19 protein-coding genes are annotated in these 25,738 nt (G+C 70.7%); 14 read left to right on the forward strand and 5 right to left on the reverse strand.

All coding sequences use genetic code 11. The features are described 5' to 3' along the window. Positions 1 to 206 precede the first annotated feature (206 nt). The gene (locus HNQ70_RS10780) at positions 207 to 1,157 is read left to right on the forward strand and encodes a lytic transglycosylase domain-containing protein (RefSeq protein ID WP_183967292.1); all 951 of its coding nucleotides are present in this window, start codon (positions 207 to 209) and stop codon (positions 1,155 to 1,157) included. Between the two features lie 20 nt (positions 1,158 to 1,177). Here HNQ70_RS10780 and HNQ70_RS10785 read toward each other — a convergent pair whose 3' ends face one another. Next, positions 1,178 to 2,356, reverse strand: a complete 1,179-nt coding sequence (locus tag HNQ70_RS10785) for a pyridoxal phosphate-dependent aminotransferase (protein WP_183967294.1) — start codon at positions 2,354 to 2,356, stop codon at positions 1,178 to 1,180. Positions 2,357 to 2,445: 89 nt separating this feature from the next. Between HNQ70_RS10785 and HNQ70_RS10790 the strand changes: the two genes are divergently transcribed. From HNQ70_RS10790 to HNQ70_RS10810, 5 genes are all read left to right on the forward strand, one after another. Further along, the gene (locus HNQ70_RS10790) at positions 2,446 to 5,454 is read left to right on the forward strand and encodes an FAD-binding and (Fe-S)-binding domain-containing protein (RefSeq protein ID WP_183967296.1); all 3,009 of its coding nucleotides are present in this window, start codon (positions 2,446 to 2,448) and stop codon (positions 5,452 to 5,454) included. Positions 5,455 to 5,530: 76 nt separating this feature from the next. Then, positions 5,531 to 7,807 carry an NADP-dependent malic enzyme gene (locus HNQ70_RS10795; protein ID WP_183967298.1) on the forward strand — a complete coding sequence of 759 codons (2,277 nt, stop codon included), beginning with the start codon at positions 5,531 to 5,533 and terminating at the stop codon, positions 7,805 to 7,807. A 146-nt stretch (positions 7,808 to 7,953) separates the two neighbouring features. Next, the gene (locus HNQ70_RS10800) at positions 7,954 to 10,236 is read left to right on the forward strand and encodes a DUF1631 family protein (RefSeq protein ID WP_183967300.1); all 2,283 of its coding nucleotides are present in this window, start codon (positions 7,954 to 7,956) and stop codon (positions 10,234 to 10,236) included. Between the two features lie 139 nt (positions 10,237 to 10,375). Next, entirely contained in the window at positions 10,376 to 10,750 is a 375-nt protein-coding gene (locus tag HNQ70_RS10805) for a guanyl-specific ribonuclease (protein WP_183967302.1), read from the forward strand. A 5-nt stretch (positions 10,751 to 10,755) separates the two neighbouring features. Next, positions 10,756 to 11,193 carry a barstar family protein gene (locus HNQ70_RS10810; protein WP_183967304.1) on the forward strand — a complete coding sequence of 146 codons (438 nt, stop codon included), beginning with the start codon at positions 10,756 to 10,758 and terminating at the stop codon, positions 11,191 to 11,193. Here the strand turns inward: HNQ70_RS10810 and HNQ70_RS10815 are convergent. Beyond that, a complete protein-coding gene (locus HNQ70_RS10815; protein WP_183967306.1) occupies positions 11,190 to 11,963 on the reverse strand; it encodes a 16S rRNA (uracil(1498)-N(3))-methyltransferase in 774 nt (257 codons plus the stop codon). The genes HNQ70_RS10810 and HNQ70_RS10815 overlap by 4 nt on opposite strands. A gap of 19 nt (positions 11,964 to 11,982) precedes the next feature. After that, a complete protein-coding gene (gene speE, locus HNQ70_RS10820) occupies positions 11,983 to 13,218 on the reverse strand; it encodes a polyamine aminopropyltransferase (protein WP_183967308.1) in 1,236 nt (411 codons plus the stop codon). Between the two features lie 295 nt (positions 13,219 to 13,513). Here speE and tkt point away from each other — a divergent pair, with 295 nt between their 5' ends. The 6 genes from tkt to fba all read left to right on the forward strand — a co-directional run bounded on the left by tkt (position 13,514) and on the right by fba (position 21,395). Continuing rightward, positions 13,514 to 15,592 (forward strand): transketolase, encoded by a 2,079-nt coding sequence (gene tkt / locus HNQ70_RS10825; RefSeq protein WP_425504354.1) that lies wholly within the window; start codon positions 13,514 to 13,516, stop codon positions 15,590 to 15,592. 71 nt (positions 15,593 to 15,663) lie between these two features. After that, positions 15,664 to 16,674 carry a type I glyceraldehyde-3-phosphate dehydrogenase gene (gene gap / locus HNQ70_RS10830; RefSeq protein WP_183967314.1) on the forward strand — a complete coding sequence of 337 codons (1,011 nt, stop codon included), beginning with the start codon at positions 15,664 to 15,666 and terminating at the stop codon, positions 16,672 to 16,674. An 11-nt stretch (positions 16,675 to 16,685) separates the two neighbouring features. Next, positions 16,686 to 17,870 (forward strand): phosphoglycerate kinase, encoded by a 1,185-nt coding sequence (locus tag HNQ70_RS10835; RefSeq protein ID WP_183967316.1) that lies wholly within the window; start codon positions 16,686 to 16,688, stop codon positions 17,868 to 17,870. Between the two features lie 174 nt (positions 17,871 to 18,044). Further along, entirely contained in the window at positions 18,045 to 19,478 is a 1,434-nt protein-coding gene (gene pyk / locus HNQ70_RS10840) for a pyruvate kinase (RefSeq protein ID WP_183967318.1), read from the forward strand. A gap of 172 nt (positions 19,479 to 19,650) precedes the next feature. Then, entirely contained in the window at positions 19,651 to 20,040 is a 390-nt protein-coding gene (locus HNQ70_RS10845) for an ArsR/SmtB family transcription factor (RefSeq protein ID WP_183967320.1), read from the forward strand. 290 nt (positions 20,041 to 20,330) lie between these two features. Further along, positions 20,331 to 21,395, forward strand: coding sequence for a class II fructose-bisphosphate aldolase (fba, locus tag HNQ70_RS10850; RefSeq protein ID WP_183967322.1), 1,065 nt, complete (start codon positions 20,331 to 20,333; stop codon positions 21,393 to 21,395). Here the strand turns inward: fba and HNQ70_RS10855 are convergent. Then, positions 21,388 to 22,461 carry an NAD-dependent epimerase/dehydratase family protein gene (locus tag HNQ70_RS10855; RefSeq protein ID WP_183967324.1) on the reverse strand — a complete coding sequence of 358 codons (1,074 nt, stop codon included), beginning with the start codon at positions 22,459 to 22,461 and terminating at the stop codon, positions 21,388 to 21,390. The two genes, fba and HNQ70_RS10855, sit on opposite strands and share 8 nt — an antisense overlap. Positions 22,462 to 22,668: 207 nt before the next feature. On the opposite strand from HNQ70_RS10855, the gene HNQ70_RS10860 reads away from it, so the two are divergent. Both HNQ70_RS10860 and HNQ70_RS10865 read left to right on the forward strand, forming a co-directional pair. Next, positions 22,669 to 23,595 (forward strand): LysR family transcriptional regulator, encoded by a 927-nt coding sequence (locus HNQ70_RS10860; RefSeq protein ID WP_343060735.1) that lies wholly within the window; start codon positions 22,669 to 22,671, stop codon positions 23,593 to 23,595. Positions 23,596 to 23,631: 36 nt separating this feature from the next. After that, positions 23,632 to 23,943: a DUF2853 family protein gene (locus HNQ70_RS10865; RefSeq protein ID WP_183967326.1), complete on the forward strand. Its 312-nt coding sequence runs from the start codon at positions 23,632 to 23,634 to the stop codon at positions 23,941 to 23,943. A 126-nt stretch (positions 23,944 to 24,069) separates the two neighbouring features. On the opposite strand, the gene HNQ70_RS10870 is transcribed toward HNQ70_RS10865, so the two are convergent. Then, entirely contained in the window at positions 24,070 to 25,677 is a 1,608-nt protein-coding gene (locus tag HNQ70_RS10870; protein WP_343060736.1) for a gamma-glutamyltransferase family protein, read from the reverse strand. Between the last annotated feature and the right edge of the window lie 61 nt (positions 25,678 to 25,738).

Raw genomic sequence — 25,738 nt, forward strand, 5'->3', positions numbered from 1 at the left:
ACGGGGTTCGCAGCTCAGAGCCCCTTCCAGATCAGACTCGGCGAGCAAGGGCTCGCAAACGAGCGTCTTACTGGGCCCAGCCGCTTGGCGGGTCCGACCGGGTCAAGGCATCGAGATCGCTGCACGGCGTCCGTCGTCCAGCGTGCCGGCCCGGTCTCGCGCCTCAGGGAGTCGCCATGCTTAAGCAGCATCGAAACAGATTCAAGTTGGGAAAGCTCGCGCGCGCCATTCCGGCCGCGCGGCTGGCGAGGGCAAGCGTGCCGCTGGTCGTCACGCTCGCGTTCGTCGTCGGGAGCAGCGCCGTGCATTATGCCCCCGAGCTCGACGGTGCCGTCGAGACGGTCGCCATCGGCGCGGTTGAGCCCGCCGGCGACGCATTGTCAGGCGCGGCGCCGGTCCTCGCGTCGAAGACCGCATCGCACAAGCGCAACGCCTCCTCGCTGACGGCCGAGCAGGAGAAGATCGCGCTCTTCATCGCGCGCCGGTACCGGGTGGCGATGGACCATACGCAGATGGTCGTCGCCCATGCCTATCAGATCGCACGTGAAGCCAAGCTCGATCCGCTCCTGGTGCTCGCGGTGATCTCGGTTGAATCGTCCTTCAATCCCAAGGCCCAGAGCAACATGGGCGCGCAGGGCCTGATGCAGGTCCTCACGCGGGTGCACAAGGAAAAGTTCGCTCCGTTCGGCGGGGTGTCCGCAGCCTTCGATCCGCTGGCCAACATGCGGGTGGGCACGCAGATCCTGAAGGAATACGTCAAGCGCACCGGCAGCGTCGAGAGCGGGCTGAAGTATTACGTGGGCGCGGCACTGCTGCCGCATGACGGTGGCTACGGGGCCAAGGTGCTGTTCGAGCGCGAGCGCATCGCCGCGGCTGCGACCGGACGCGCGCAGCCGTCCAGAGGTCCGCAGCTGATGGCCCGCGCCGAGCCGGCGCGGATGATCCAGGCCTCCACTGCCGGGACCGCTGCGCGGGCCGGCGATGCCGGCGCGCCGCAGGGCGGGCAGGCCGAAGCCGACAGCGCGGCGTCGCGCACCGCAGACGTCACGTTCCGTCCCTGGGTGGACGTCAGCACGAAGCCGTCGGGCGACGAGCGCCCGGCGCTGGCGCCGGATCCGGTGGGTGCGCTCGACGGCGGGGCCGTGCGCGACATCTGATTTGCGCGGGCGGGTCGGTCTCAGGCCCGTTCGCGGTCGCCGAGATAGCGACGAAGCCTGTCCACGGCCTCCTCGAGGTTTTCCATCGAGGTGGCGTACGACAGGCGCAGGTACCGCTTGGGCTGGTTTTCGCCAAAATCGTCGCCCGGCACCAGCGATACCCATGCGTTGCGCAGCAGCTCGTCTGCGAAGGCCGAGCTGTCGTCGCTGAAGCGGCTGCAATCCACGTACACATAGAAGGCGCCGTCCGGCTCGACCGGAACCTCCAGGCCGAGCTCGCGCAGCGCCGGCACGATGTAGTCGCGCCGCCGGCGGAACTCCTCGCGCCGAGCCTCGAAGATCTCGGTCGCCTCGGGCGTGAAGCAGGCCAGCGCAGCATGCTGAGCGAGGGCCGAGGGGCAGATGTAGAGGTTCTGCGACAGCTTCTCGAAGACCGGCGCGAGCGCCTCCGGCACCACCATCCAGCCCAGGCGCCAGCCGGTCATGTGGAAGTACTTGGAGAAGCTGTTCACGACGATCACGTCCTCGCCGAGCGCCAGCGCCGTGCGCGGCGCGTCGTCGTAGGTCAGCCCGAGATAGATCTCGTCGACGATCGTGAAGCCGCCGCGCCCGCGGATCTCGTCGACGATGCCGCTCAGTTCGTCGAATGGCAGCGAGGTGCCGGTGGGGTTTGCGGGTGAGGCGAGCAGGGCGCCCTTGACGCCGTCGCGCCAGTGCTTGCGCACCAGCTCCGCAGTCATCTGGAACCGGGTCTCGGGTCCGACCGGCACCAGTTCCGGAATGCCATCGTAGGCCGCGACGAAGTGACGGTTGCAGGGGTAGCCGGGGTCGGTCATCAGCACCCGGTCGCCGGGGTTCACCAGCGCGCAGCAGCCGAGCGACAGCGCGCCCGACGCGCCGGCCGTCACCAGGATCCGCGACGGTGACACTTCGACCCCGTAGCGCCGCGCATAGTCGCCGGCGATCGCGCGTCGCAGCGCTTCGGTGCCGTTGGCGCCGGTGTAGTGGGTGTGTCCGGCGCGAGTTGCCCGCTCGAGCGCGTCGAGCACCAGTGCGGGCGCGGTGAAATCCGGCTCGCCGATGCTCAGGTGCAGCACCGGCTTGCCGGTTGCCGCAAGCGCATGGGCCCGCTTGATCAGCTCCATCACCTGGAACGGGCGGATGCGATCGGTGCGGTAGGCGAGGGGCGGCAGGGGCATTTCGGTTCCGGGAGGGGCTGGGGCGTGGGCGCGCCGCTCGATGCGGCAAGCCGTAATTCTATCGGCTGGCCGGAGGCGATAATGCCCGCATGAAGCCAGCCGAGCCTCCGATCTCCCCCCGTGCGCAGTCGGGCGAGCGCAGCCGCCTTGCGCAACGCCTGCGGCGGGTGATCCGGGGCGAGGTGCTCTTCGATGCGGCCTCGCGCGGCCGCTATGCCACCGATGCGTCCATCTACCGGGTCGAGCCGGTCGGCGTCGTCGTCCCCGTCGACGAGGCCGACCTCCTGGCGGCGCTCGAGCTGGCACGCGAGCTCGGCGTGCCGGTGGTGCCGCGCGGCGCGGGCAGCAGCCAGTGCGGCCAGGCGCTCGGCTCCGGACTGGTCATCGACACCAGCCGCCATCTGAACCGGATCCTCGCCTTCGATCCCGCCGCGCGTACGGTCGAGGTGCAGCCCGGCATCGTGCTCGACCGGCTGAACGCGCAGCTCGCCCCGGCCGGCCTCTGGTTCCCGGTCGACGTGTGCAGCTCGGCCCAGGCGACGCTCGGCGGCATGGCCGGCAACAACGCCAGCGGCGTGCGCTCGGTCGTATACGGCAACATGGTGCACAACGTCGTGGGCATCGACGCGATCCTCGCCGACGGCACCCCGGAGCATTTCGGACCCTTCGGCGTCGGGGCCACGCGTGCGCTGGGCTCGGCGCGCGCCAGTGCGATGGTCTCGCGGCTCTTCCAGCTCGCTGCGCGCGAGCGCGAGGAAATCGAGCGTGTCTGGCCGCGCGTGCTGCGGCGGGTCGGCGGCTACAACCTGGATGTGTTCCATCCGGTCTCCGTGCGGCCCTACACCGGAGACGGTTCGGTCAATCTCGCCCACCTGCTCGTGGGCTCCGAGGGCACCCTGGCCCACTTCCGCAGGCTGCACCTGAAACTGGCGCCGCTGCCGGGGCACCGGCTGCTGGCAGTGCTGAGCTTTCCTTCGCTGCCGGCCGCGATCGCTGCGGTGCCCGAGATCGCCTCACTGGGGCCGAGCGCGGTGGAACTGCTCGATGCTTCGATGCTGGTGCCGCTGCGCGGCGTCCGCACCCTTCGGCCGCTGGTCGACACACTGCTGGCCGGCCGCCCTGCGGCGCTGCTGCTGGTGGAGTTCGCCGGCGACGAGCGCGGCCCGCTGCTGCGGCGGCTGCGCGCGCTCGAGGAAGGCGTGGCCGGGCCGGGCGCTCAGGCGGCCTTCCTGGAAGTGGCGGATCCCGGCCGGCAGCGCCTCGTCTGGGCGCTGCACCGGGCCGCGATCGAGGGCGCGCTCGTGGGCGCGCTCGTGGGCGTCGGCGCGCGCAGGCCGGTCAGCTTCATCGACGAGTGCGCGGTGCCGCTGCCGCGCCTTGCCGAGTACGTCGAGGCGATCGAGGAGACGATGCGGCGCCACAGGGTCGCCGGCGTGTGGCACGGACGCGCCTCGGTCGGCGCGCTGAGCCTGAGGCCGTTGCTGGCCCTGCGTGCAGGCGAGGCCGCGAAGATGCGGCCGATCGCCGAGGAGGCGGCGGCGCTGGTGCGCCACTTCGGCGGGGCATTCTCGGGCGGGCAGGGAGACGGGCTGGCCGGGAGCGAGTGGATCGAGCGGGACTTCGGGCCTCGGCTGGCGCGGGCCTTCGAGGAGGTCAAGGCGATCTTCGACCCCGACGGCCTGATGAATCCCGGCAAGATCGTCCATCCCCTCCGCATGGACGACGGGGTGCGGATGCGCGTCGCGCCCGGCCCGGCGCGAGCGCCCGCGGACGGTGTCGAGGCGGCGGTCGCGCGCTGCGACGGCAACGGGCGCTGCCGCGCGCTGGACTCCGGGGCAATGTGCCCCAGCTACCGGATCACGCTGGACGAGCGCGACAGCCCGCGCGGCCGCGTCAACACCCTCCGGCTGGCCCTCGAGGGCCGGTTCGGGCCGGAGGGCGTCGGCGCCAGCGAGGTGGCGCAGGCAATGGCGCTGTGCGTCTCGTGCAAGGCCTGCCGCAGCGAATGCCCGTCCGCAGTCGATGTGGCCCGGCTGAAGATCGAGGCGCTGAGCCGCCGGCCCCAGACGCTGTCGCGCGGGGAGCGCCTGTTCGCGAGCCTGCCGGCCTGGGCGCCGATGGCGTCGCGCCTGCCCTGGCTGCCCAACCTGCGCGACCGCGTGCCCGGAATGGCGGCGCTCACCGGGCGCCTGCTGGGACTGGCGCGACGGCCGCTGCCGCGCTGGCGCCGGGATACCTTCCTGCGCGCCTGGTCGCAGCGCGCGCAGCTCGGGCAGGGGCGTGGCGCGCCGGCAGCGGACGGCGACGGGCGGGTCGTGCTGTTCGCCGACTGCTTCAGCAATCATTTCGAGCCGGAAGTCCCGCATGCCGCCGTGCGGGTTCTCGAGGCTGCCGGCCTGCGGGTGGAGGTGGCCCGGCCCGCGCCGAACGATCCGCAGCCCGGCCGGCCGCTGTGCTGCGGCCGCAGCTACCTGTCGGCGGGGCTGCTGGACCGCGCGCGGGCGGAAGCGGCGCGCACCGTTGCCGCCCTGGCGCCGCTGATCGAGGAGGGCGCCGACGTGGTCGGTCTCGAGCCCGCCTGCCTGCTGACCATGCGCGACGAATTCCGCTGGCTGGGCCTCGGGGACGCCGCGCAGGCGCTGGCCGGGCGTGCCCTGCTGTTCGAGGAATTCCTGGTTCGCGAGCGCGCTGCGCGACGGCCGATGCCCGCGTTCCTGACATCGCCGTGGCAGCGCGCGCTGCTGCACGGTCATTGTCACCAGCAGGCGTTCGACGCGGTCCCCGACCTCGTGCAGGTGCTGTCCTGGGTGCCCGGGCTCGAGGTCGCATCGGCGCCGGCGGGCTGCTGCGGGATGGGCGACGGGTTCGGCTATCGCGCCGACGGGCACGGGGCCTCGCTGCGAATGGGCGAGCTAGGCCTGCTGCCCGCGGTGCGCGACGCTGACGCGTCCACCGTCATCGTCTCCGACGGCTTCGGCTGTCGCCGCCAGATCGCCGACGGCGCGCAGCGCGGCGCGCTCCACGTCGCCCGGGTCCTCGAGGCGGCCCTGCCGGCGGGCGGCGTTCCGATTTTGCGGCCCGGGGGCGCGGGCGGATAATCCCGGCCCCGATCGATCCGGATTCCGATCCTCCCCAGGGCAGGCACTGCCAGCCCGCAGACGGAAGACACAAGGCATGGATTCCCAGCTTCGCAAGGCCGCCCTCGAGTATCACGAGCAGGGCAGCCCCGGCAAGATTGCCGTCACCCCGACCAAGCAGCTGATCAACCAGAGCGACCTCGCGCTGGCCTATTCGCCCGGCGTGGCGGCAGTCTGCGAGGAGATCGTCCGGGATCCTGCCACGGTGTCCCGGTTCACCAGCCGGGCGAACCTGGTGGGGGTGGTCACCAACGGCACCGCGGTGCTGGGCCTGGGCGACATCGGTCCGCTGGCATCGAAGCCGGTGATGGAGGGGAAGGCGGTCCTGTTCAAGAAGTTCGCCGGCATCGACGTCTTCGACATCGAGCTCAACGAGCGGGACCCGGACCGGCTGGTCGAGATCATCGCTGCGCTGGAGCCGACCTTCGGCGGCATCAACCTCGAGGACATCAAGGCCCCCGACTGTTTCCTGGTCGAGCGCAAGCTTCGCCAGCGGATGTCGATTCCGGTCTTCCATGACGACCAGCACGGCACGGCGATCGTCGTCGGCGCCGCGATCCTCAACGCGCTGGCCATCGTCGGCAAGGACATCGGCAGCGTGAAGCTGGTGTGCAGCGGGGCCGGTGCGGCTGCGCTGGCCTGCCTGGACCTGCTGGTCGACCTGGGCCTGTCGGTCGAGAACATCTGGGTCTCGGACCTCGCCGGGGTGGTGTACCGCGGCCGTGCCGAGCTGATGGATCCCGACAAGGCCCGCTTCGCGCAGGACACCGGCAAGCGGACCCTCGGCGAGATCATCGACGGCGCGGACATCTTCCTCGGGCTGTCGGCGGGCGGGGTGCTCAAGCCCGACATGGTCGCCAGGATGGCAGCGCGTCCGCTGGTGTTCGCCCTTGCAAACCCGACCCCGGAGATCCTGCCCGAGGAGGTGAAGGCGGTCCGCGACGACGCGATCATCGCCACCGGACGCACCGACTACCCGAACCAGGTCAACAATGTCCTGTGCTTCCCCTACATCTTCCGCGGCGCGCTGGATGTCGGCGCCACCACGATCACTCGGGAGATGGAAGTGGCCGCGGTGCGCGCGGTGGCCGACCTCGCGCGCGCCGAGCAGTCCGAGATCGTCGCGCTCGCCTATGGCGCGCAGGGCCTGAGCTTCGGCCCCGAATACCTGATCCCCAAGCCCTTCGACCCGCGCCTGATCGTCCAGATCGCGCCGGCGGTGGCCAGGGCCGCGATGGACTCGGGCGTGGCCACCCGACCGATCGCGGATTTCGACGCCTACCGCGCCCAGCTCGAGCAGTTCGTCTATCACTCCGGCGGCTTCATGAAGCCGATCTTCGCGGCGGCGCGCGCCGCTGACCGCCAGCGGATCGTCTATTCGGAGGGCGAAGAGGACCGCGTGCTGCGCGCGGTGCAGGCGGTGATCGACGCCAAGCTCGCCAGGCCGGTGCTGGTCGGGCGCCCCGCAGTGATCGAGAAGCGGCTCGAGACCCTCGGCCTCAGGATCCGGCCAGGGGTCGATTTCGAGCTGATCAATCCCGAGTGGGATCCGCGCTACCGTGAGTACTGGCAGGAGTACCACCGGCTCACCGAGCGCAGGGGCATCACCGAGCACTATGCGAAGATCGAGATGCGCCGGCGCCTGACCCTGATCGGTTCGATGCTCGTGCGAAAGGGCGAGGCCGAGGGCCTGATCTGCGGCACCTTCGGCACCCACGCGCTGCACCTGCGCTACATCGACCAGGTGATCGGGCGGCGGCCGGGCGCCACCGTGTATGCGGCGATGAACACGCTGATCCTGCCCAACCGCCAGCTGACGCTGGTCGACACGCACGTCAACGTGTCGCCCACCGCGGAGCAGCTCGCCGAGATCACGCTGATGGCGGCGGACGAGCTGCGCCGCTTCGGCATCCTGCCGAAGGTGGCGCTGCTTTCGCATTCCAACTTCGGCACCCACGAGGGCGGCTCGGCGGAGACCATGCGACGCGCGCTGGCGCTGATCCGCGAGCGGGCGCCGGACCTGAACATCGACGGCGAGATGCATGGCGACGCGGCGCTCGAGCCCAAATACCGTCGCGAGATCATGCCGCGCTCCACCCTGGACGGCGAGGCCAACCTGCTGGTGCTGCCCAACCTCGAGGCGGCGAACATCTCCTACAACCTGCTGAAGGCGGCGGCGGGAAACAACGTCGCGATCGGCCCGGTGCTGCTGGGCGCGGCGCGACCCGTTCATATCCTGACCCCGTCGGCGACGGTCCGCCGGATCGTGAACATGACGGCCTGGACGGTGGTCGACATCCTGGCCGGGCAGTAGCGGCGCGGGCGACCGGCGGCCGTTCGTCGGCGCGCCGGCGCCGGCCGGTCGGCGGGGAAAGGGGCGACATTGACCTCGCAAACTCCGCCGCTTAGCCTGACGTCGAGGAAAAGCGTCCTGCGTTTCCCGCGACACGGTCCGACCAAGTGAGCACCGCGCCAACCACCACTCCAGATGCCGACGCGCCGCGCGCTGCGCCGGACGACATGCGCAAGCGCATGGAGCTGCTGCAGGACTGCCGCGAGCTCGTGGTGTCCCGGCTGTCGCGGGTGGTCGGCGAGGCCCTCGCGAAAATGAGCGAGGAGCTGTCCGCGCTGGCGCTGCGCTCGCGCGACCAGGACGAGCAGCATGCGCTGATGGATGCCGTGTCCGTGGTCCGGCAGCATCGCACCGAGATCGAGCTGCGGTTCCGCCGCTCCTTCAGCGAAGTCTTCGAGCGCAGGATGCACGACGACCGCCCGGCGGCCGCCCACGACGGCCCGGCGCCGGGCGAACTCGCCCTGGTCGACGATTCGGTGCTGCAGGCGAAGCTCGCGGTCGACCGGCTGGTGAGCCGGGCCCGCGGCCGGCTCGATCCGGACGAGGTGCTCGGCGTGCGCGCGCGGCTTGCCGCACTGCTCGAGCGCGACTGGTTCGAGGAGGAGCGTCACCCCGCGTCGCCCGAGGCGGTCTTCGAGGCGCTCAAGAACGCGCTGGCGGAGCTGGCGCCGCGGGCCGACGTCCAGACGGCCCTGCTCGACGCCTTCGAGCCGCACGTCACCGCGAACCTGAACACGGTCTACAACACGGTCAACGAGCGACTGAAGGCGGGCCACGTGCTGCCCAGGCTGCGTCCGCAGGTCGTCGTGCGGGACGGCCAGCAGCCGCGCGGCACGAGCCCAGAGGCTGGCGATGCGCCGCAGTCCGCAGGTCAGCGAGCCGGAGGCGCTCAGTCCGCTGGCCAGCGGGGCGGAGCCGGCCAGTCCGCAGGCCAGCGCGCGGGAGCAGCGGGCGCCGGCCATGCGCCGCATCCGCATCCGCGGGCGCGCGAGCTTGGCTCGGTGCTTTCCCTGCTGGCGCAGGGTGCGCCGGCAGCGCGCGCCAGCGCCACCCGCATACTGGCGGACCCGGAGACCTTCGCGGTTGCCGACCTGCCGATTCCCGATGTCCAGCCGCCGCTGCTGGATGCGCTCAGCGGCCTGCAGGCCTCGACCGTCGGCGGCGGGGCTGGCGCGGAGCTGGTCTCCGACATCGCCGAGCGCGCCCGCGAGAACGGGTCGCCGCTCGACCAGCTCACCGTCGAGATCGTCTCGATGGTGTTCGACTACATCTATGCGGACAAGCGCCTCGCGGACGTCATAAAGCAGCAGTTGTTGCGCCTGCAGGTGGTGGCGGTCAAGGCGGCGCTGATCGACCGCAGTTTCTTTGCACGGCGCACGCATCCGATGCGCCGCCTGATCGACCGGATCTCGGAACTCGCCGCGGATGCCGACGCTGATCTCGGCGCGGGCTCGCCGCTGGTGAGGGGCGTCGAAGAGGTCGTCGAGTCCGTGCTGCTGCAGTTCGACCGGGATTTCGGCGTGTTCGAGGAGGCGCGCGAGCGCGTCGAATCGCTGGCCGCGGACGAGACGGCGCGCCGGGCCGAGCGGCTCGCCAAGGTGACCCGCGAGGCGGAGCGCGCCGAGTCCGTCGTCCATGCGCGCGGTCTGGCGATGGCCCGGCTCTCGGATCGCATGGACGCCGAGTCGCCCCGCTTCATCCGCGACTTTCTCGCCGACTGGTGGTCGCTGGTGCTCGCCGAGGCGCAGGTGGGCGGCGGCGTGGCGCCGATCGATCACGCCGAGGCCATGGCGATCGGCGAAAGCCTGATCTGGAGCGTGCAGCCCAAGCAGGCCGACGAGGTGCCGCGGCTCGCCGCGCTGCTGCCGCGGCTGATCAACGGGCTGATGCGGGGCGTGCGTCTCGTGTCGATGCCCGACGAGCGCCGCGAGGCCTTCTTCAACGATCTGCTCCAGGCGCACACCCGGGCCATCGAGGCGGCCAAGCAGTCGGTCGCCGCAGCGCGCCGGCCGACCAACCTGCGCATGCGCCCTGATGGGCGCATCCAGTTCGTTCCGGTGGCGCCGCCCTCGGAAGCGGTGCGCATCGACCCGCCCACCGTGGAGGCGCGCTCCATTCGTCTCGCCGAGCTTCGCAGGGGCGACTCGATCGAGGTCGACGCCAATGGCGACGGCCAGTTCCGTTCCTACCGGCTCGCCTGGATCAGCCCGGCGCAGAAGATCTTCGTTCTCAGCCGCTTTCCCGAGGGTGCCACCTCCCTCGACCGCGCGCAGCTCGCGGCGATGTTCGACGGCGGGCGTGCGCGCTTTGCCGACAGCGGCTCCGCCCTCGACAAGGCGATCGAGGCGGTTGCGGCTGCATCGGGCGCAGTCGCTGGCGCTGCGCGCTAGAGCGAGACCGGCGAAGCGGCGGTTCGAGGGCGCCCGGCAGCGGCGGGCCCGGGGCGGGCTTCGCCGCGGCGCACGGCCAGCTTCCGCTCCTTCCCCCGAGGGCTTCCACGCCCCGGTGCAGTGCCGTAGGATGGCGCGCATGCTTTCGCGCCTTCTTCCCGTCCTGCTGCTGGCGTTCGCTGCGCTGATCTCCGCTGCGCACGCACGTGAGGCGCCCGCGCGCCACATCCGCGAAGTGGCAATGTCGCAACTGCCGCGCGAGGCGCGTGAAACCCTCGCGCTGATCCGCGCCGGGGGGCCGTTCCCATACGCGAAGGACGGCACCGTCTTCTTCAACCGGGAGCGGTTTCTGCCGGCGCAGCCGCGGGGCTACTACAGGGAGTACACGGTGTCCACGCCGGGCGCGCGCGACCGAGGCGCTCGCCGGATCGTCGCCGGCGGCGATCCGCGCTGGTCGGGGGAGTACTACTACACGCGGGATCACTACCGGAGTTTCCGCCGCATTCGCGAGTGAGCCCGATGAGCGCCTTCAGCAACATCCCGCCTCAAGCCGTGCTTCCGCTCGGCGCCTATGACCTGGCCGAACTGCGCAGGGCTGCGCTGCGGGCGGACCAGCGGCTGCTCCACGCCGACTGCAGCCAGGCGACGGACAAGGGCGGGGTGATGGATGCGCTCGCCAGCGCCTTTGCGCTCCCCGCCCACTTCGGCCGGAACCTCGATGCGCTCTACGACTGCGTGACCGACCTGGCGCCTCTGCCGGAGGCGGACCAGCCGGGCTTCGTGGTGATCCTGGAGGAGCTTCCGGCCGAGTCCGATGGGGGTTTCGATCGCGATGCGCTGCTCGATGTGTTCCGCGACGCGGCGGACTTCTTCTTCGACAAGGGCACCGCGTTCAGGGTGTTCTACTCGGTCCGCAAGCAGGCGCCGCCGCGCGCCCAGGGCGCAAGGTCCGACTAGGAGGCGCGGCCCTGCCAGGGCGCGCCGGTGGCGCCGAGGTCACCGAAGCGCGCCTGCAGAACGGCAAGCGCCGCCAGGCCTGCGGTCTCGGTCCGCAGGATCCGCGGGCCCATCGACACCGCGACGAAGCCGGCCTGCCGCGCCTGCGCCAGTTCTTCGTCTGCGAGGCCAGACTCGGGGCCGACCAGCACGACCGCCGGTCCGACGCCGCCCGCGGGGACGGCGAGCTCGCCGATGGTGATGGCGGCGCCGGGCGCAAGCACCAGCCTCGGCGCTCCGGCCACCGGTGCCGCCAGCCAGTCCTCGAGGGTCCGCACGGGCGCGAGCTCGGGCAGCCGGTCGCGGCCGCACTGCATGCAGGCCGCGACGACCAGCCGCTGCCAGTGCTCGGCGCGCCGGCGCGCGCGGTCCTCGTCGAGCCGCACCAGCGAGCGCCGGGACTGCAGCGGCACGATCGCCGACACGCCGAGCTCCACCGCCTTCTCGATCGTCCAGTCCATCTTCTCGCCCGCCGACAGGCACTGGGCAAGCACGACCCGGAAGGGGCTCTCGGCAGGCGAGGGCAGGCGCGCGCCGAGCAGCAGCACGCAGCGGCGCGGGTCGGCTTCGCGGATCGTCGCGGCGTGCCGGGCGCCAGCGCCATCGAAGACCTCCAGGGCGTCGCCCGGCCGCAGGCGCAGCACGCGGCTGGCGTAATGCGACTGCTCGCGCTCGAGCGTCGCGGTGGCGCCCGCCGCGAGCGGGCCGGGCAGGTGAAGCCTGGGGGTCATCGGCGCCGCCCGTTGCCGCTCAGGGCAGCAGCCTGCGATAGAAGTTGGGCAGCGCGAACAGCGCGCGGTGCATCTCGCCGTTGTACAGATCGAGGTCGCCGATTCCGCGCAAGGCGATGCGCGCCTCGATCGTGGCCTCGTCGACCGCCAGCGGGTCGAGGCTGTCCGAGGCCACGGCCAGGCCCCAGTAGGCGCCGTAGAGCGGGATGTACAGGCCCAGCGGCCGGACGACGCGGAACACCGCGGCCAGGTCGGCCAGCGTGCTGCGCACCCGTTCCTTGTCGAACACCGGCGAGCCGATGTGCAGCGACACTGCACCGCCGGGATTCAGCGAGCGTCTGACCATCTCGAAGAACTCGCGCGCGTACAGCTTCTGCGCGGGTGTGTCCGGGTCGGTGAGATCGAGCACGATCAGGTCGAAGCGCTCGCCCATTTCCTGCACGAAGCGGAAGCCGTCGCCGATGTGCACCTCGAGGCGCGGGTCGTCGAATGCGCCGCGGTGCACCGAGCCGAGATACTGCTTCGACACGCGCACCACCTCGGGGTCGAGCTCGGCCATCACGACGCGGCCGATGCCCGGGTGCTTGAGGAGTTCCTCGCTCGAGCCGCCGTCCCCGCCGCCGATCACCAGCGCCGACCGCGGCGACTCGTGGGCCAGCGCGGCGCAGTGGACGATGGGCTCGTGGTAGAAGAACTCGTCCTTCTCCGAGGTCATGTACGCGCCGTCCAGGCGGAACAGCCGGCCCCACTGCGGGGTGTCGAAGACCTCGATGGTCTGGAACTCGGAACGAGTGGTCTCGAGACGCCGGCTGGCGCGGTAGCCGTAGGCGCTCTGCTCGTTGAGCCACTCGAGCAGCAGTTCGTCCGCTTTCGTGACCGGATCGGCCGACGCGCGCAGGATGCGGTTGGTGATCTGCTCGGCAGGCCTGAACGCGATGATCAGGTCGTCCATCAGGCGCTCGGCCTTGCCCGAGTTGTCCGTCGTGAAGTTGCACACGTAGACGTCGAGCGTGACGCCGGCGCGCTCCGGCCAGGTGTGCAGCGCAACGTGCGACTCGGCCAGCAGCACTGCGCCGGTGACGCCGCCGGGCTCGCCCTCCCAGTATGGAAACGTGAAGAACTTCTCGGCGACCAGGGTCAGGCCCGATTCGGCGACCGCCTTGCGGCAGAGCGCGGCGAGGCGTTCCGCGTCGATGAGCAGTTCACGTTCGCAACTGCAGCCGAAGATGTCCGCAGTGAGATGCAGTCCTTGCATTCGGTCCCAACCCAGTGTCAGTCCACGACCAGATCAGCGGAAAGGTCCCGCAGGCCGGGCGTGCCAGCGCGGCGCCGGCACATGAACCACAGGCGGGGGGGCTTTTCGAGATCGGCCCCGCGCCATTTGAACCACCGGCGTCAGCCCGGCAGCTTCCCGCGGTATCAGTGCATCGTCCTTGCGAACGGTGCAGCACAAGACGCGGAAAAGCCCTCGATTATAGCGAAAAGCGATTCGAACCGTGCCGTTTCCCGTGCGCTTTGGTAAAATCCAAGGTTTTCCCCGGCACCGAGCGATGACATCCAACGAACGTTCCAGCGGGGCGCATGACGTCCGGCCCGACCTGACTACCGCTCGCATGGCCGACGCCATCCGCGTGCTTGCCATGGACGCCGTCCAGCAGGCCAATTCGGGGCATCCCGGCATGCCCATGGGCATGGCGGAGATCGCCCTGGCGCTCTGGTCGCGGCATCTCAAGCACGACCCCGCCCAGCCGGGCTGGTTCGACCGTGACCGCTTCGTGCTGTCCAACGGCCACGGGTCGATGCTGCTCTACGCGCTGCTGCACCTCACCGGCTACGACCTCCCGCTGCAGGAGCTCAGGAACTTCCGCCAGCTGCACTCGAAGACTCCGGGCCACCCGGAAGTCGGCGTCACCCCCGGTGTCGAGACCACCACCGGTCCGCTCGGCCAGGGGCTGGCCAATGCGGTGGGCATGGCGCTGGCCGAGCGGCAGCTCGCGGCGGAGTTCAACCGCGAGGGATTCCCGCTGGTCGACCACCTGACCTGGGTCTTCGTCGGCGACGGCTGCCTGATGGAAGGCATCTCGCACGAGGTCTGCTCGCTGGCAGGCACCCTGCGCCTGTCGAAGCTGGTTGTGCTCTACGACGACAACGGCATCTCCATCGACGGCGAGGTCAGGCACTGGTTCGCCGACGACAGCGTGCGCCGTTTCCAAGCCTACGGCTGGCATGTGATCGCCGACGTCGACGGCCATGACGTCGAGGCGCTCGATGCCGCCATCGCGCTGGCGCGCGACTGGTCCGCCAACGGCCGCGACGGCCGCTTCGCCCCCACCCTGATCCAGTGCCGCACCGTGATCGGCAAGGGCTCGCCGAACCGGGCGGGCACGGCCAAGGCGCACGGTGAGCCCTTCGGCGCCGATGAGATTCGCGCCACTCGCGATGCGATGCTCGCCGCTGACGGCATGGGCGAGCCCTGGCAGATCCCCGACGACGTCCGCCAGGCATGGGATGCGCGCGAGCAGGGTGCGCGAGTGCGCGGCGCCTGGGACGGGATTTTCGACGCCTACCGGGCACGGTTCCCCGCGGAGGCGGCGGAGTTCGCGCGGCGCATGCGGGGCGAGTTGCCCGCCGACTGGCTCGACATCGTCGACCGCATGGTCGACGACACGGTCGCCAAGGCGGAGAAGATCGCCACCCGGAAGGCCTCGCAGAACGCGCTGAACCATCTGGGCCCGGCGCTGCCGGAGCTGCTCGGCGGCTCGGCCGACCTCACTGGCAGCAACCTCACCGATTTCAAGGATGCGGGCGCGCTGCGCGTGTCCGACGAGGGCTTCGTTGCGGGCCGCCATATCAACTACGGCGTGCGCGAGTTCGGCATGAGCGCGGTGATGAACGGCATCGCGCTGCATGGCGGCTACATTCCGTACGGCGGCACCTTCCTGACCTTCTCCGACTACTCCCGCAACGCGCTGCGCATGGCGGCGCTGATGAAGCAGCGCGTGGTGTTCGTGTTCACGCACGACTCCATCGGCCTGGGCGAGGACGGCCCCACCCACCAGTCGGTGGAGCATGCCGCCACCCTGCGGCTGATCCCGCAGATGGACGTCTGGCGTCCGGCCGACCCGGTCGAATCCGCGCTCGCCTGGGCCTCGGCGATCGAGCGTGCCGACGGTCCGTCCTCGCTGCTGTTCACCCGGCAGGCCGTGCCCTTCCTGACCCGTTCCGAAGGGCAGGTCGAAGCGATCCGCCGCGGCGGCTACGTGCTGCGCGACGCCGGGCAGGCGCAGGCCGTGATCATCGCCACCGGTTCCGAGGTCGGCATCGCGCTCGAGGCGCGCGAGCGGCTGCTGCAGGACGGAATCGAGGTTCGCATCGTGTCGATGCCCTCGACCAGCGTCTTCGACCGCCAGGACGCGGCCTGGAAGGCCTCGGTGCTGCCCGCCGGCGTGCCGCGGGTCGCGATCGAGGCGGGCGTCACCGGCGGCTGGTGGAAGTACCGCTGCGACGCGGTGCTCGGCATCGACAGCTACGGCGAGTCCGCGCCGGCCGGCGTGCTGTTCGAGCACTTCGGCCTCACCGCGGCGAAGCTCGCCGACACCGTTCGCTCGGTGATCGCCGGCAGGGACTGAACCAGACCACCGCTGCGGGGACGGTCCCCGCGGCATCGACCGATCCTTCATTCGACCCAGGGACCATCGCCATGACCATCCGTGTAGCCATCAACGGTTACGGCCGCATCGGCCGCAACATCCTGCGTGCCCACTACGAAGGCGGCAAGAAGCATCCGATCGAGATCGTGGCGATCAACGACCTCGGCGACGCCAGCACCAACGCCCATCTCACGCAGTACGACACCGCGCACGGCAAGTTCCCCGGCACGGTCAAGGTCGACGGCGACAGCATCGTCGTCAACGGCGACCGCATCCGGGTGCTGGCCAACCGCAACCCGGCCGAGCTGCCGTGGGGCGAGCTGGGCGTGGACGTGGTGCTCGAGTGCACCGGCTTCTTCACCAGCAAGGAGAAGGCCTCGGCGCACCTGAAGGGTGGCGCGAAGAAGGTCATCATCTCGGCACCCGGCGGCAAGGACGTCGACGCCACCGTGGTCTACGGCGTCAATCACTCGGTGCTGAAGGCCTCCGACACCGTGATCTCCAACGCCTCGTGCACCACCAACTGCCTGGCGCCGCTGGTCAAGCCGCTGCACGACCGCATCGGCGTGGTCAACGGCCTGATGACCACCATCCACGCCTACACCAACGACCAGGTGCTCACCGACGTCTACCACGAGGACCTGCGCCGCGCGCGCTCGGCCACGATGTCGATGATTCCCACCAAGACCGGCGCAGCCGCCGCGGTCGGCCTGGTGCTGCCCGAGCTCAACGGCCGCCTGGACGGCTACGCGATGCGCGTGCCCACGATCAACGTCTCGATCGTCGACCTGTCCTTCATCGCTGCGCGCGACACCTCGGTCGAGGAGATCAACGCCATCATGAAGGAAGCCTCGGAAGGCGCGCTCAAGGGCGTGCTCGAGTACAGCGATGCGCCGCTGGTGTCGGTGGACTTCAACCACAACCCGGCTTCGTCCAACTACGACTCCACGCTGACCAAGGTTTCGGGCCGGCTGGTCAAGGTGTCGAGCTGGTACGACAACGAGTGGGGCTTCAGCAACCGCATGCTGGACACCACCACGGCCCTGATGGTAGCGAAGTAAGCGGAGGCGGCATGCAGTTCAAGCGGCTCACCGACCTCGAAATCGCAGGAAAGCGCGTCTTCATCCGCGCGGACCTCAACGTCCCGCAGGACGACAAGCTCGCGATCACCGACGACACGCGCATCCGCGCGTCGATCCCGGCGATCGAACACTGCCTGAAGGCCGGTGCGGCCGTGATGGTCACTTCGCACCTGGGCCGGCCCACCGAGGGCGAGCTGCGCCCCGAGGACTCGCTGGCGCCGATCGCGGCGCGGCTGGCCGAGCTGCTCGGCCGCAAGGTGCCGCTGGTGCGCGACTGGGTCGACGGCGGCTTCTCCGTCGGCCCGGGCGAGGTGGTGCTGCTCGAGAACTGCCGCTGCAACAAGGGCGAGAAGAAGAACGACGAGGCGCTTTCGAAGAAGATGGCCGCGCTCTGCGACGTCTACGTGAACGACGCCTTCGGCACGGCCCACCGCGCAGAGGCCACCACGCACGGCATCGCGAAATACGCTCCGGTGGCCTGCGCGGGCCCGCTGCTGGCGGCCGAGCTCGACGCGCTGGGCCGCGCGCTGGGCAATCCGCGGCGGCCGCTGGTGGCCATCGTGGCGGGCTCCAAGGTCTCCACCAAGCTCACCATCCTGAAGAGCCTGTCGGACAAGGTCGACCAGCTGATCGTCGGCGGCGGCATCGCCAACACCTTCCTGGCTGCCAGCGGCCGGCCGATCGGCCGCTCGCTCGCCGAACCCGACCTGCTCGCCGAGGCCCGCGCGATCATGGATGCGATGGCGGCGCGGGGCGCCTCGGTGCCGCTGCCGGTCGACGTCGTCGTGGCCAACGAGCTTTCCGCGCATGCGCGCGGCAACAAGGTGGCGGCAGAGGACGTGGGCCCCGACGACATGATCCTCGACATCGGCCCCAAGACCGCGGCCATGTTCTCCGCGGTGATCGCCGAGGCCGGCACCATCGTCTGGAATGGCCCCGTCGGGGTGTTCGAGTACGAGCAGTTCGCGGGCGGCACGCGCGCGCTGGCGGCGGCGATCGCGCATTCGCCCGGTTTCTCCATTGCCGGCGGCGGCGACACCCTCGCGGCGATCGCCAAGTTCGGCATCACCGACCAGGTCGAATACATCTCCACCGGCGGCGGCGCCTTCCTCGAGTTCCTCGAAGGCCATGTGCTGCCCGCGGTGGCGGCGCTCGAGGCGCGCGCGGCCGGCTGACGCAGGTGCCGGGCCTGGCGGGCGGCGTGGCGGGTGGTGTGGTGGGCCGCGCGCCGGGCGTTGCCGGGCGTTGCCGGGCGGTGCCGGGCGGGGGCGCCCGGTAGCGGGGCAGGGGTTGGCGCGGCTTCGGCTGCGCTACGCTAGGGGCTGATCAAGACCCTGGAGCCCGCCCCGATGTTCTCACCCCGCGCCACCAAGATCGTCGCCACTCTCGGGCCCGCGAGCGCGGACCCCGCGGTACTCGAGCGGATGATCGTCGCCGGCGTCAACGTCGTGCGGCTCAATTTCTCGCACGGCAGCGCCGAGCAGCACGCACAGGCGGCGCGCCAGGTGCGCGAGATCGCAGCGCGGCTGGGGCGCGACATCGGCGTTCTGGCCGACCTGCAGGGCCCGAAGATCCGCATCGGCCGCTTCGAGCACGGCAGGATCGAGCTTGCCGCGGGCGATCCCTTCGTCTTCGACACGAGCCTCGCGGTGGGCGACCAGGGCCGCGTCGGGCTCGACTACGCCGAGCTGGTGCACGACGTGAAGCCCGGCGACACGCTGCTGCTCGACGACGGACGCATCACCATGCGCGTCGTGCGCGTGGGCGCGCGGACGATCGAAGCCACGGTGCTGGCCGGCGGGGTGCTCTCGGACCGCAAGGGCATCAACCGGCAGGGGGGCGGGCTGTCGGCGCCGGCGCTCACTGCCAAGGACCTCGAGGACATCCGGCACGCGGTGGCGCTGGAGGCGGACTTCCTCGCGGTCTCCTTCCCGCGCAATGCGAGCGACATGTACATGGCCCGCGAGCTGATGCGCGCGGCGGGCGGGCGCATGCTGGTGATCGCCAAGATCGAGCGCTACGAGGCGATCGGCAACCTCGACGAGATCCTCAAGGCCTCCGATGGGATCATGGTCGCGCGCGGCGACCTCGCGGTCGAGGTCGGCGACGCTGCGGTGCCCGCGCTGCAGAAGCGGATGATCCGCATGGCGCGGGAGCTGAACCGGCTGACCATCACCGCCACCCAGATGATGGAGTCGATGATCGGTTCGCCGGTGCCCACGCGGGCCGAGGTGTCGGACGTGGCCAACGCGGTGCTCGATGGCACCGATGCCGTGATGCTGTCCGGGGAGACCGCGGCCGGCCGCTACCCGGTCGAGACCGTCGAGGCAATGGCGCGCGTCTGCCTGGAGGCGGACCAGTCGCAGTCGGTGCCGATGGCCAGCGAGTTCCTGAACCGCACCTTCACGCGCATCGACCAGTCGCTTGCGATGAGCGCGCTGTTCATCGCGCATCACATGAAGATCAAGGCGATCGTCGCGCTGACGCAGTCCGGATCCACCGCGTTGTGGATGTCCAGGATCGACTCGGGCGTGCCGATCTACGCGCTGACGCCGGAGGAGGGCACGCGACGGCGGATGAGCCTGTACCGGGAGGTGCACCCGATCCTGTTCGCCTACCGTTCGCTCGATCGCGAGGCGTTGCTGCTGGAGGCGGAGCAGAAGCTGGTCGATGCCGGCGTCGTCGCGCGCGGCGACCTGGTAATCATCACGACCGGCGAGCCGATCGGCATGGCCGGCGGGACCAACACGATGAAGATCCTGCGCGTCGGCGAGCACGGCTGAGGGCGGCCGCGCCTTCCGGCACCGCAGCGGTGCCGGAGCGCAACGGCGCGCGCCGCAGCTGCTCCGCCGCAGGGCGGCAGCCTGCGATCTGCCGGTCTTCGAAACGCCACGGCCCCCGGCCGGGCGCCAGGCCTTTGACGCGTCCCAGCCTGTCGCCTATCCTCGCCCGACCATGGCCATCAAAGACCAGAGCCGCGCTCTCGCGGAGCAGACGCCCTTCTCGCTGGCCGACGAGCCCACTGCGCGCGCGGTGGCGCTGCTGAAGGTCCTGTCGCATGAGCACCGGCTTCGCATCCTCTGCGAGCTGGTTCCCGGCGAGCTCAGCGTTGCCGCGCTCGGCGATCTCACCGGCATCGCCCAGCCGTATCTGGGACGCCACCTCCGGATGCTGCAGGCTCAGGGCCTGGTTGCCGCGCGGCGCCGCGGGCAGGAGTCGCGCTACGCCCTCTGCAGCCCGGCCGCTGCGGCCGTGATCGGCGCGCTGCATGACGCCTTCTGCGACGACGACGCAGACCCGGAGCGCGCGCGCGGGGCTTCCGGCCGGTCCGACACCGCCTGGTAGCCGCGCAGCGGGCCGGCATGGCCCCGCCTCGTGGCGCCGGGCGAGCCGCGACCCGGGGTCGGGCATCGTAAGCGCAGTCGGGCGCCAGGCGCGATATGTCACTGCGCCCGGGCAGCCGACTGGCGCATAATTCGCTTCCGGGAGCTTCGCCGATCCGATCGAGACGCCATCTGCGCGCCAGCCACCGATCCCATGCGCCTGCCTGCGGCCGGGAGGTCGCCATCGGGGGGGCCGGTGCCGGTGAGCGACCGGCCGGATGGGCCAAGTTTCCACCATCCAGGAGTCGAACGATGCCCCTCGTTTCCATGCGCCAGTTGCTGGACCACGCCGCCGAGAACCGCTACGGGATCCCGGCCTTCAACGTGAACAACCTCGAGCAGGTGCAGGCGATCATGTCGGCCGCCGCCGAGCTCGACGCGCCGGTGATCATGCAGGCGTCCGCCGGCGCCCGGAAGTATGCTGGCGAGGACTTCCTCAAGCACCTGATCCAGGCGGCAGTCGAGGCCTATCCCAAGGTGCCCGTGGTGATGCACCAGGACCATGGGCAGTCGCCCGCGGTGTGCCGCGGCGCGATCGACCTCGGCTTCTCGTCGGTGATGATGGACGGGTCGCTCGAGGAAGACGGCAAGACCATCGCCAGCTACGAGTACAACGTCGACGTCACCCGCACGGTGGTCGACATGGCCCACGCGGTGGGCGTCACCGTCGAGGGCGAGCTGGGCTGCCTGGGTTCGCTCGAGACGATGAAGGGCGACAAGGAGGACGGTCACGGCACGGACGCCACCATGACCCGCGACCAGCTGCTGACCGATCCGGAGCAGGCCGCCGACTTCGTCAAGCAGACCCAGGTGGACGCACTGGCGATCGCCATCGGCACCAGCCACGGCGCCTACAAGTTCTCGCGCAAGCCCACCGGCGACATCCTCGCCATCTCCCGCATCAAGGAGATCAACGCCCGCATCCCGAACACCCACCTGGTGATGCACGGCTCGTCCTCGGTGCCGCAGGACCTCCTCGAGGAGATCCGCAAGTACGGCGGCGACATGAAGGAGACCTACGGCGTGCCGGTCGAGGAAATCCAGGAAGCGATCAAGTACGGTGTGCGCAAGATCAACATCGACACCGACATCCGCCTGGCGATGACGGCTGCCATCCGCCGCTTCTTCGCCGAGAACCCCTCCAAGTTCGACCCGCGCGAATACCTGAAGCCCGCCCGCGAGGCCGCCAAGGCCATCTGCCTGCAGCGCTACCAGCAGTTCGGCTGCGCGGGGCAGGGCAGCAGGATCAAGGGCGTGCCGCTGGCGGTGATGGTCGAGCGTTACCGGACGGGCGAGCTGGCGCAGCGCGTCAACTGAGATCCGCCGCAGCGCCCCGCCGGCCGCGCACCTGCGCCGCGGCCGGCGGGGCGCTGCGCTGGACTCGCGCCCTCGGCTCGGGAAGCGCCAGCAGCGCCTGCGACAGGGCTTCGTCGAGCGGGGTGCCGGGAAGTTCGCCCACGGCCTCGCGCAGCGCGGTGCCGTCCAGCGCGTGCGGCACCCGCCACAGGTAGGACATTTCGGCAATTTCCCGCCACATCGGCAGCGCCAGGCCGATCAGGCGGATCAGGCCCCAGGGCATTCCCTTCACCCTGAATTCTCCTGCGGGCGCCAGTCCCGCCGCGCGCGCCGCACGCCCGATCCCTTCCAGCAGCTGTGACCCGGTCAGCGTGTGGCCGGGGAAGTGCAGCCGCGTGAAGCGGGGCAGGTCGTCGCGCTCCGCCAGCGCGACGAAGGCGCGCGCCAGGTCGGGAAGATAGGCCCAGGCATGGGGCTGCCCGAGCGGACCCGGGTAGACCAGGCGTCCCGCTCCGATCGACTTGGCGATCGCGAGGTCCAGCCAGGTACCCTCGGCGGCGCCGAAGAAGTCGCCCGCCCGCAGCAGCACGCCGCGCAGCCCCCGAGCTGCGCGCAACTCGAGCTCCGCCTCCATTGCAGCCCGGATCCGCCCCTTGCGGGTGGACGGGCGCTGCGGCGTGGACTCCGCAAGCAGCGCTGGCATGCTCTCGCCGAAGTTGTAGACGTTGCCGGGCATCAGGAAGGTGGCGTCCAGTGCCTGGGCGATGTCCATCCCGGCCCGCGCGAAGGGCAGCGCGTCCTGCTGCCAGCGCGTGTAGACCGGATTCACCGCGTACAGCACCGCGCGGGCTCCGGCGGCCTGTGCCGCGATCGATCCAGTCTCGCGGATGTCGGCAACCAGCGCGCGCGCGCCGGTGGGCAGCATGGATGGCAGCCGTCGGGCCTGGGCCAGCACCCGCCAGCCCGCGTTGGCGAAGGCCTGCACCGCGGCCGTGCCGAGCCGGCCGTTGGCACCGAGAATCAGGACGGTGGGGGCGGAGGCGCAGTTGCTGCTCGAGCTGGGGCTGGAGATTGGGCGGTCGTTCATCGGAGTCTCTCCATCGTGGTTGATTCTCGATGACCGGACTCTGAGCGTTTTCGTCCAATCTGGGAATTGCCTGGATTCGGATTCCAGCCATACACTTTCGTATGAAGCACGGAGTAGGGTCTGGCACGTGGAAATGACGGGTCATGCGCAGGAACTGCAGCGGCGCCAAGGGCGCGGAGCACGGGCTGCGGCACGCGGGCGGCGGCAGTGATCCCGCCGGGCTTCGACTGGCAGCTGGTGCGCAGCTTCCTGGCGGTGCTGGACGCCGGCAGCGTCACCGCGGCGGCGCGCCGCACCGGTGCCCGGCAGCCGACGCTCAGCCGACACCTCGCCGATCTCGAGGCGCAACTGGGCACGCCGCTGTTCGAGCGCACCGGCCGCGGCGTGGTGCCGACCGCGGCGGCGCTCGCGATCGCAGCGGCGGCGCGCCGGATGGAGGAGGGCGCCCGCGCGATCGAGAGCAGCATCGCCGGGCGCCGGCAGGAGGCCGCCGGGACGGTGCGGATCACCACCAGCCAGGTCGCCGCAGTGCATCTGCTGCCCCCTGTGCTGGCCGCGCTCCAGGCCGCGGAGCCGGCGATCGCGCTCGAGCTGGTGGCGTCCAATCGCGTTGACAACCTGCTGCGCCGCGAGGCGGACATCGCGGTGCGCATGGCCCGTCCGGTGCAGGGCTCGCTGGTCGCGCGTCGCATCGGCGACGTCGCTGTCGGGGCCTTCGCCCACCAGAGCTACCTTGCGCGGGCCGGCGTTCCGCGCGAGCCTGCCGACCTGCTCGGCCACCGGCTGATCGGCTATGACACCGACGAGCTGATCCTGCGCGCCTTCGCCTCGCTGGGCCTGCCGGTGGCGCGCGAGCAGTTTGCGCTGCGCACCGACGACCACGTCGCTTACGGCCGCCTGCTCGCCGAGGGCGCGGGAATCGGCTTCGTCGCGCGCTACTGCGTGGCCGACTGGCCCGGGGTGGTGCCGGTGCTGGCGAAGCTGCGCATCCCGCCGATGCCCTGCTGGCTCGCGGTCCATCGGGAGATCCGCGGCAACCGGGCGGTGCGAACCGTGTTCGATTTCCTCGCGCAGGAACTTCCGCACCGCCTGGCCGCCGCCGAGGGCTGGAAGCTCGAGGGTCCGCGGGGCTAAACTCGCGGAGGGAATTGACCCGCCAACGGAGGAACCATGAGCGACTACTCGGCAGACATCGCGAAGTACACCGCCAGCGTCGACGCGAAAGCGGTCGAATCCATCGTCAAGTACTGCGGCATCGCGCTGCGCAACCGCGACTCCTCCCTGGTGTCTTCCTCGGATCCGGACGAGCTCGCACGGGTGCGCGACGGTTTCGCCGCGAAGAAGCTGGGCCTGGACGCTGCCGCGGCGGACGCCGGCATCAGGAAGGTCGTCGAGCGGATGAAGGGCGACCGGTCGAAGGAGCGGGTCACCTTCTACTACCTGCTGGCAGAAGAGACCGGCAGCATGGCCAAGCTCGCCTGAGCCTGGCCGCGGCGGGTCCCCGCAGGCGGGCGAAGGCGCCGCCGCTTCGGGGAACCCGCCGCAGATGCTGCGGGCGCAGGCCATGCGCCCGCAGCCTCGCACCGGGCGGAATGCCCGGCCGCCGGTTCAGAAGCCGGCCGCCATCCCGTCTCCGGCCGGGTCCGCACCGCCGTCGAGGCGGCCGTCGACGATCCGGATCGCGTGCACCAGCGGCGCCATGTGGCTGAACGCGTGGCGCACCACCGGGTAGCCGCGTGCCTCCAGCGCCCGCTGCGTGGAGCGCAGGATGCGGTTGGTGAGCTCGATGGTGTCGGAGGTCGCGCAGAAGCGCGGCGCGCTCACTGCCTGCTGGGCGTCCATCCCGAAGTCGACCGCGTTCAGGATCGCCTGCAGGTTGCCCATCGTGATGGTGGTGCCGCCCGGCGCGCCGACCAGGAAGAAAGGCGCGTCGCCGCGGAACACGATGGTCGGGGACATCGCCGAGAAGCGTGCCTTGCCCGGCGCCAGCGAGCCCGGCCGGCCCGGACGCGGGTCGAAGACCATCATGCAGTTGTTGTACATGAAGCCGAGACCCTCGGTGACCACGCCGGAGCTCGACCCCAGCGAATGAGTCATCGTCACGCAGGCGCCGCTGGCGTCGGCCACGCAGATGTGGGTGGTTTCACGGCTCTCCTTGCCGCCCGGATTGATCCGCGGCACCGAGGTCTTCTCGCCGCGCCGGATACGGTCCGCCATCCTCGCGGCCCATTCCTTCGAGGTGAACTCTGCCACGGGCACGTCGACGAAGCGCGGGTCGCCCATCCGGGTGTCCTTCGCGACGGTGGCGATCTTCATCGCCTCCGACACCGCGGCGATGTACTCCGGCGAGTCGTGGCCCATCGCGGCCAGGTCGAAGTGCTCGAGGATGTTGAGCATCATCACGATCAGCAGGCCGCCGCCGGGCAGCGGGTTGGTCGCCACCCGGTGGCCCCGATAGGTGGTCCACAGCGGCTGCGCGGTCTCGGTGGCGCAGCGCGCCAGGTCCTCGAGGATGATCAGTCCGCCGTGCGCCGCCATGTCCGCCGCGATCCGGTGGCCGATCTTGCCCTCGTAGAAGTCGTCGACGCCGTGTTCCGCGATCCGCCGGTAGGTGCGCCCCATGTCGGGGTTGCGCAGGATCTCGCCGATCTTGTGGATCGACCCGTCGGGCCTGGTGTAGATCTTCGCGGTGGCGGGGAAGTCCTTCAGCACCCGCACCCGCTCGATGCGGCCGCTCATCGCCGGTTCGGTCCAGAAGCGATGCACGTGCGGGCGCACCGGGAAGCCTTCCTCGCAGTAGGCGATCGCCGGCTCGATGAGTTGCGAGAGTGGGCGGCTGCCGAAGCGCGACAGCGCCTGGTCGAAGGCCTTGATCGTGAGCGGCGTGGTCATCGACTGGTAGCCGAGCTCGCTGACCTGGCCGCGCAGCATGAAGCCGAAGCCGTCGTCGCACTCACCGACGATCCGGTCGGACCACATGTCCGGCCGCGTGGCCAGCGGCGCGCGGCCGTGGAAGTCGATCAGCTCGTGCACGCCCCGGTCGGGCAGGTGCAGGTGCATCGAGCCGAAGCCTGCGATGCCGCACATCTGCGGATCGACCGCGGTCTGCACCAGCGCGGCGCCGATCGCCGCATCGACCACGTTGCCGCCGGAGGCGAGGATGTCGAGGCCGGCTTCGACCGCCTCGGGCTGGGGGGCGCTGACCATTGCACGCATCTCGGGGCTCCCAGTTCAATGAAACCTAGGGAAAACTCGCTCTCAGCCGCCGGGCAGGGAA

Origin of the sequence: Quisquiliibacterium transsilvanicum (assembly GCF_014202215.1) — a bacterium.
GTDB lineage: Bacteria > Pseudomonadota > Gammaproteobacteria > Burkholderiales > Burkholderiaceae_E > Quisquiliibacterium > Quisquiliibacterium transsilvanicum.

Coding starts and splice junctions, on each gene's coding strand:
- HNQ70_RS10805 (WP_183967302.1), top strand. CDS start 10,376: ATGCTTTCGCGCCTTCTTCCCGTCCTGCTGCTGGCGTTCGCTGCGCTG.
- HNQ70_RS10835 (WP_183967316.1), top strand. CDS start 16,686: ATGCAGTTCAAGCGGCTCACCGACCTCGAAATCGCAGGAAAGCGCGTC.
- HNQ70_RS10815 (WP_183967306.1), bottom strand. CDS start 11,963: ATGACCCCCAGGCTTCACCTGCCCGGCCCGCTCGCGGCGGGCGCCACC.
- HNQ70_RS10810 (WP_183967304.1), top strand. CDS start 10,756: ATGAGCGCCTTCAGCAACATCCCGCCTCAAGCCGTGCTTCCGCTCGGC.
- HNQ70_RS10845 (WP_183967320.1), top strand. CDS start 19,651: ATGGCCATCAAAGACCAGAGCCGCGCTCTCGCGGAGCAGACGCCCTTC.
- HNQ70_RS10870 (WP_343060736.1), bottom strand. CDS start 25,677: ATGCGTGCAATGGTCAGCGCCCCCCAGCCCGAGGCGGTCGAAGCCGGC.
- gap (WP_183967314.1), top strand. CDS start 15,664: ATGACCATCCGTGTAGCCATCAACGGTTACGGCCGCATCGGCCGCAAC.
- fba (WP_183967322.1), top strand. CDS start 20,331: ATGCCCCTCGTTTCCATGCGCCAGTTGCTGGACCACGCCGCCGAGAAC.
- speE (WP_183967308.1), bottom strand. CDS start 13,218: ATGCAAGGACTGCATCTCACTGCGGACATCTTCGGCTGCAGTTGCGAA.
- HNQ70_RS10785 (WP_183967294.1), bottom strand. CDS start 2,356: ATGCCCCTGCCGCCCCTCGCCTACCGCACCGATCGCATCCGCCCGTTC.
- HNQ70_RS10795 (WP_183967298.1), top strand. CDS start 5,531: ATGGATTCCCAGCTTCGCAAGGCCGCCCTCGAGTATCACGAGCAGGGC.
- HNQ70_RS10855 (WP_183967324.1), bottom strand. CDS start 22,461: ATGAACGACCGCCCAATCTCCAGCCCCAGCTCGAGCAGCAACTGCGCC.
- HNQ70_RS10865 (WP_183967326.1), top strand. CDS start 23,632: ATGAGCGACTACTCGGCAGACATCGCGAAGTACACCGCCAGCGTCGAC.
- tkt (WP_425504354.1), top strand. CDS start 13,514: ATGACATCCAACGAACGTTCCAGCGGGGCGCATGACGTCCGGCCCGAC.
- pyk (WP_183967318.1), top strand. CDS start 18,045: ATGTTCTCACCCCGCGCCACCAAGATCGTCGCCACTCTCGGGCCCGCG.
- HNQ70_RS10790 (WP_183967296.1), top strand. CDS start 2,446: ATGAAGCCAGCCGAGCCTCCGATCTCCCCCCGTGCGCAGTCGGGCGAG.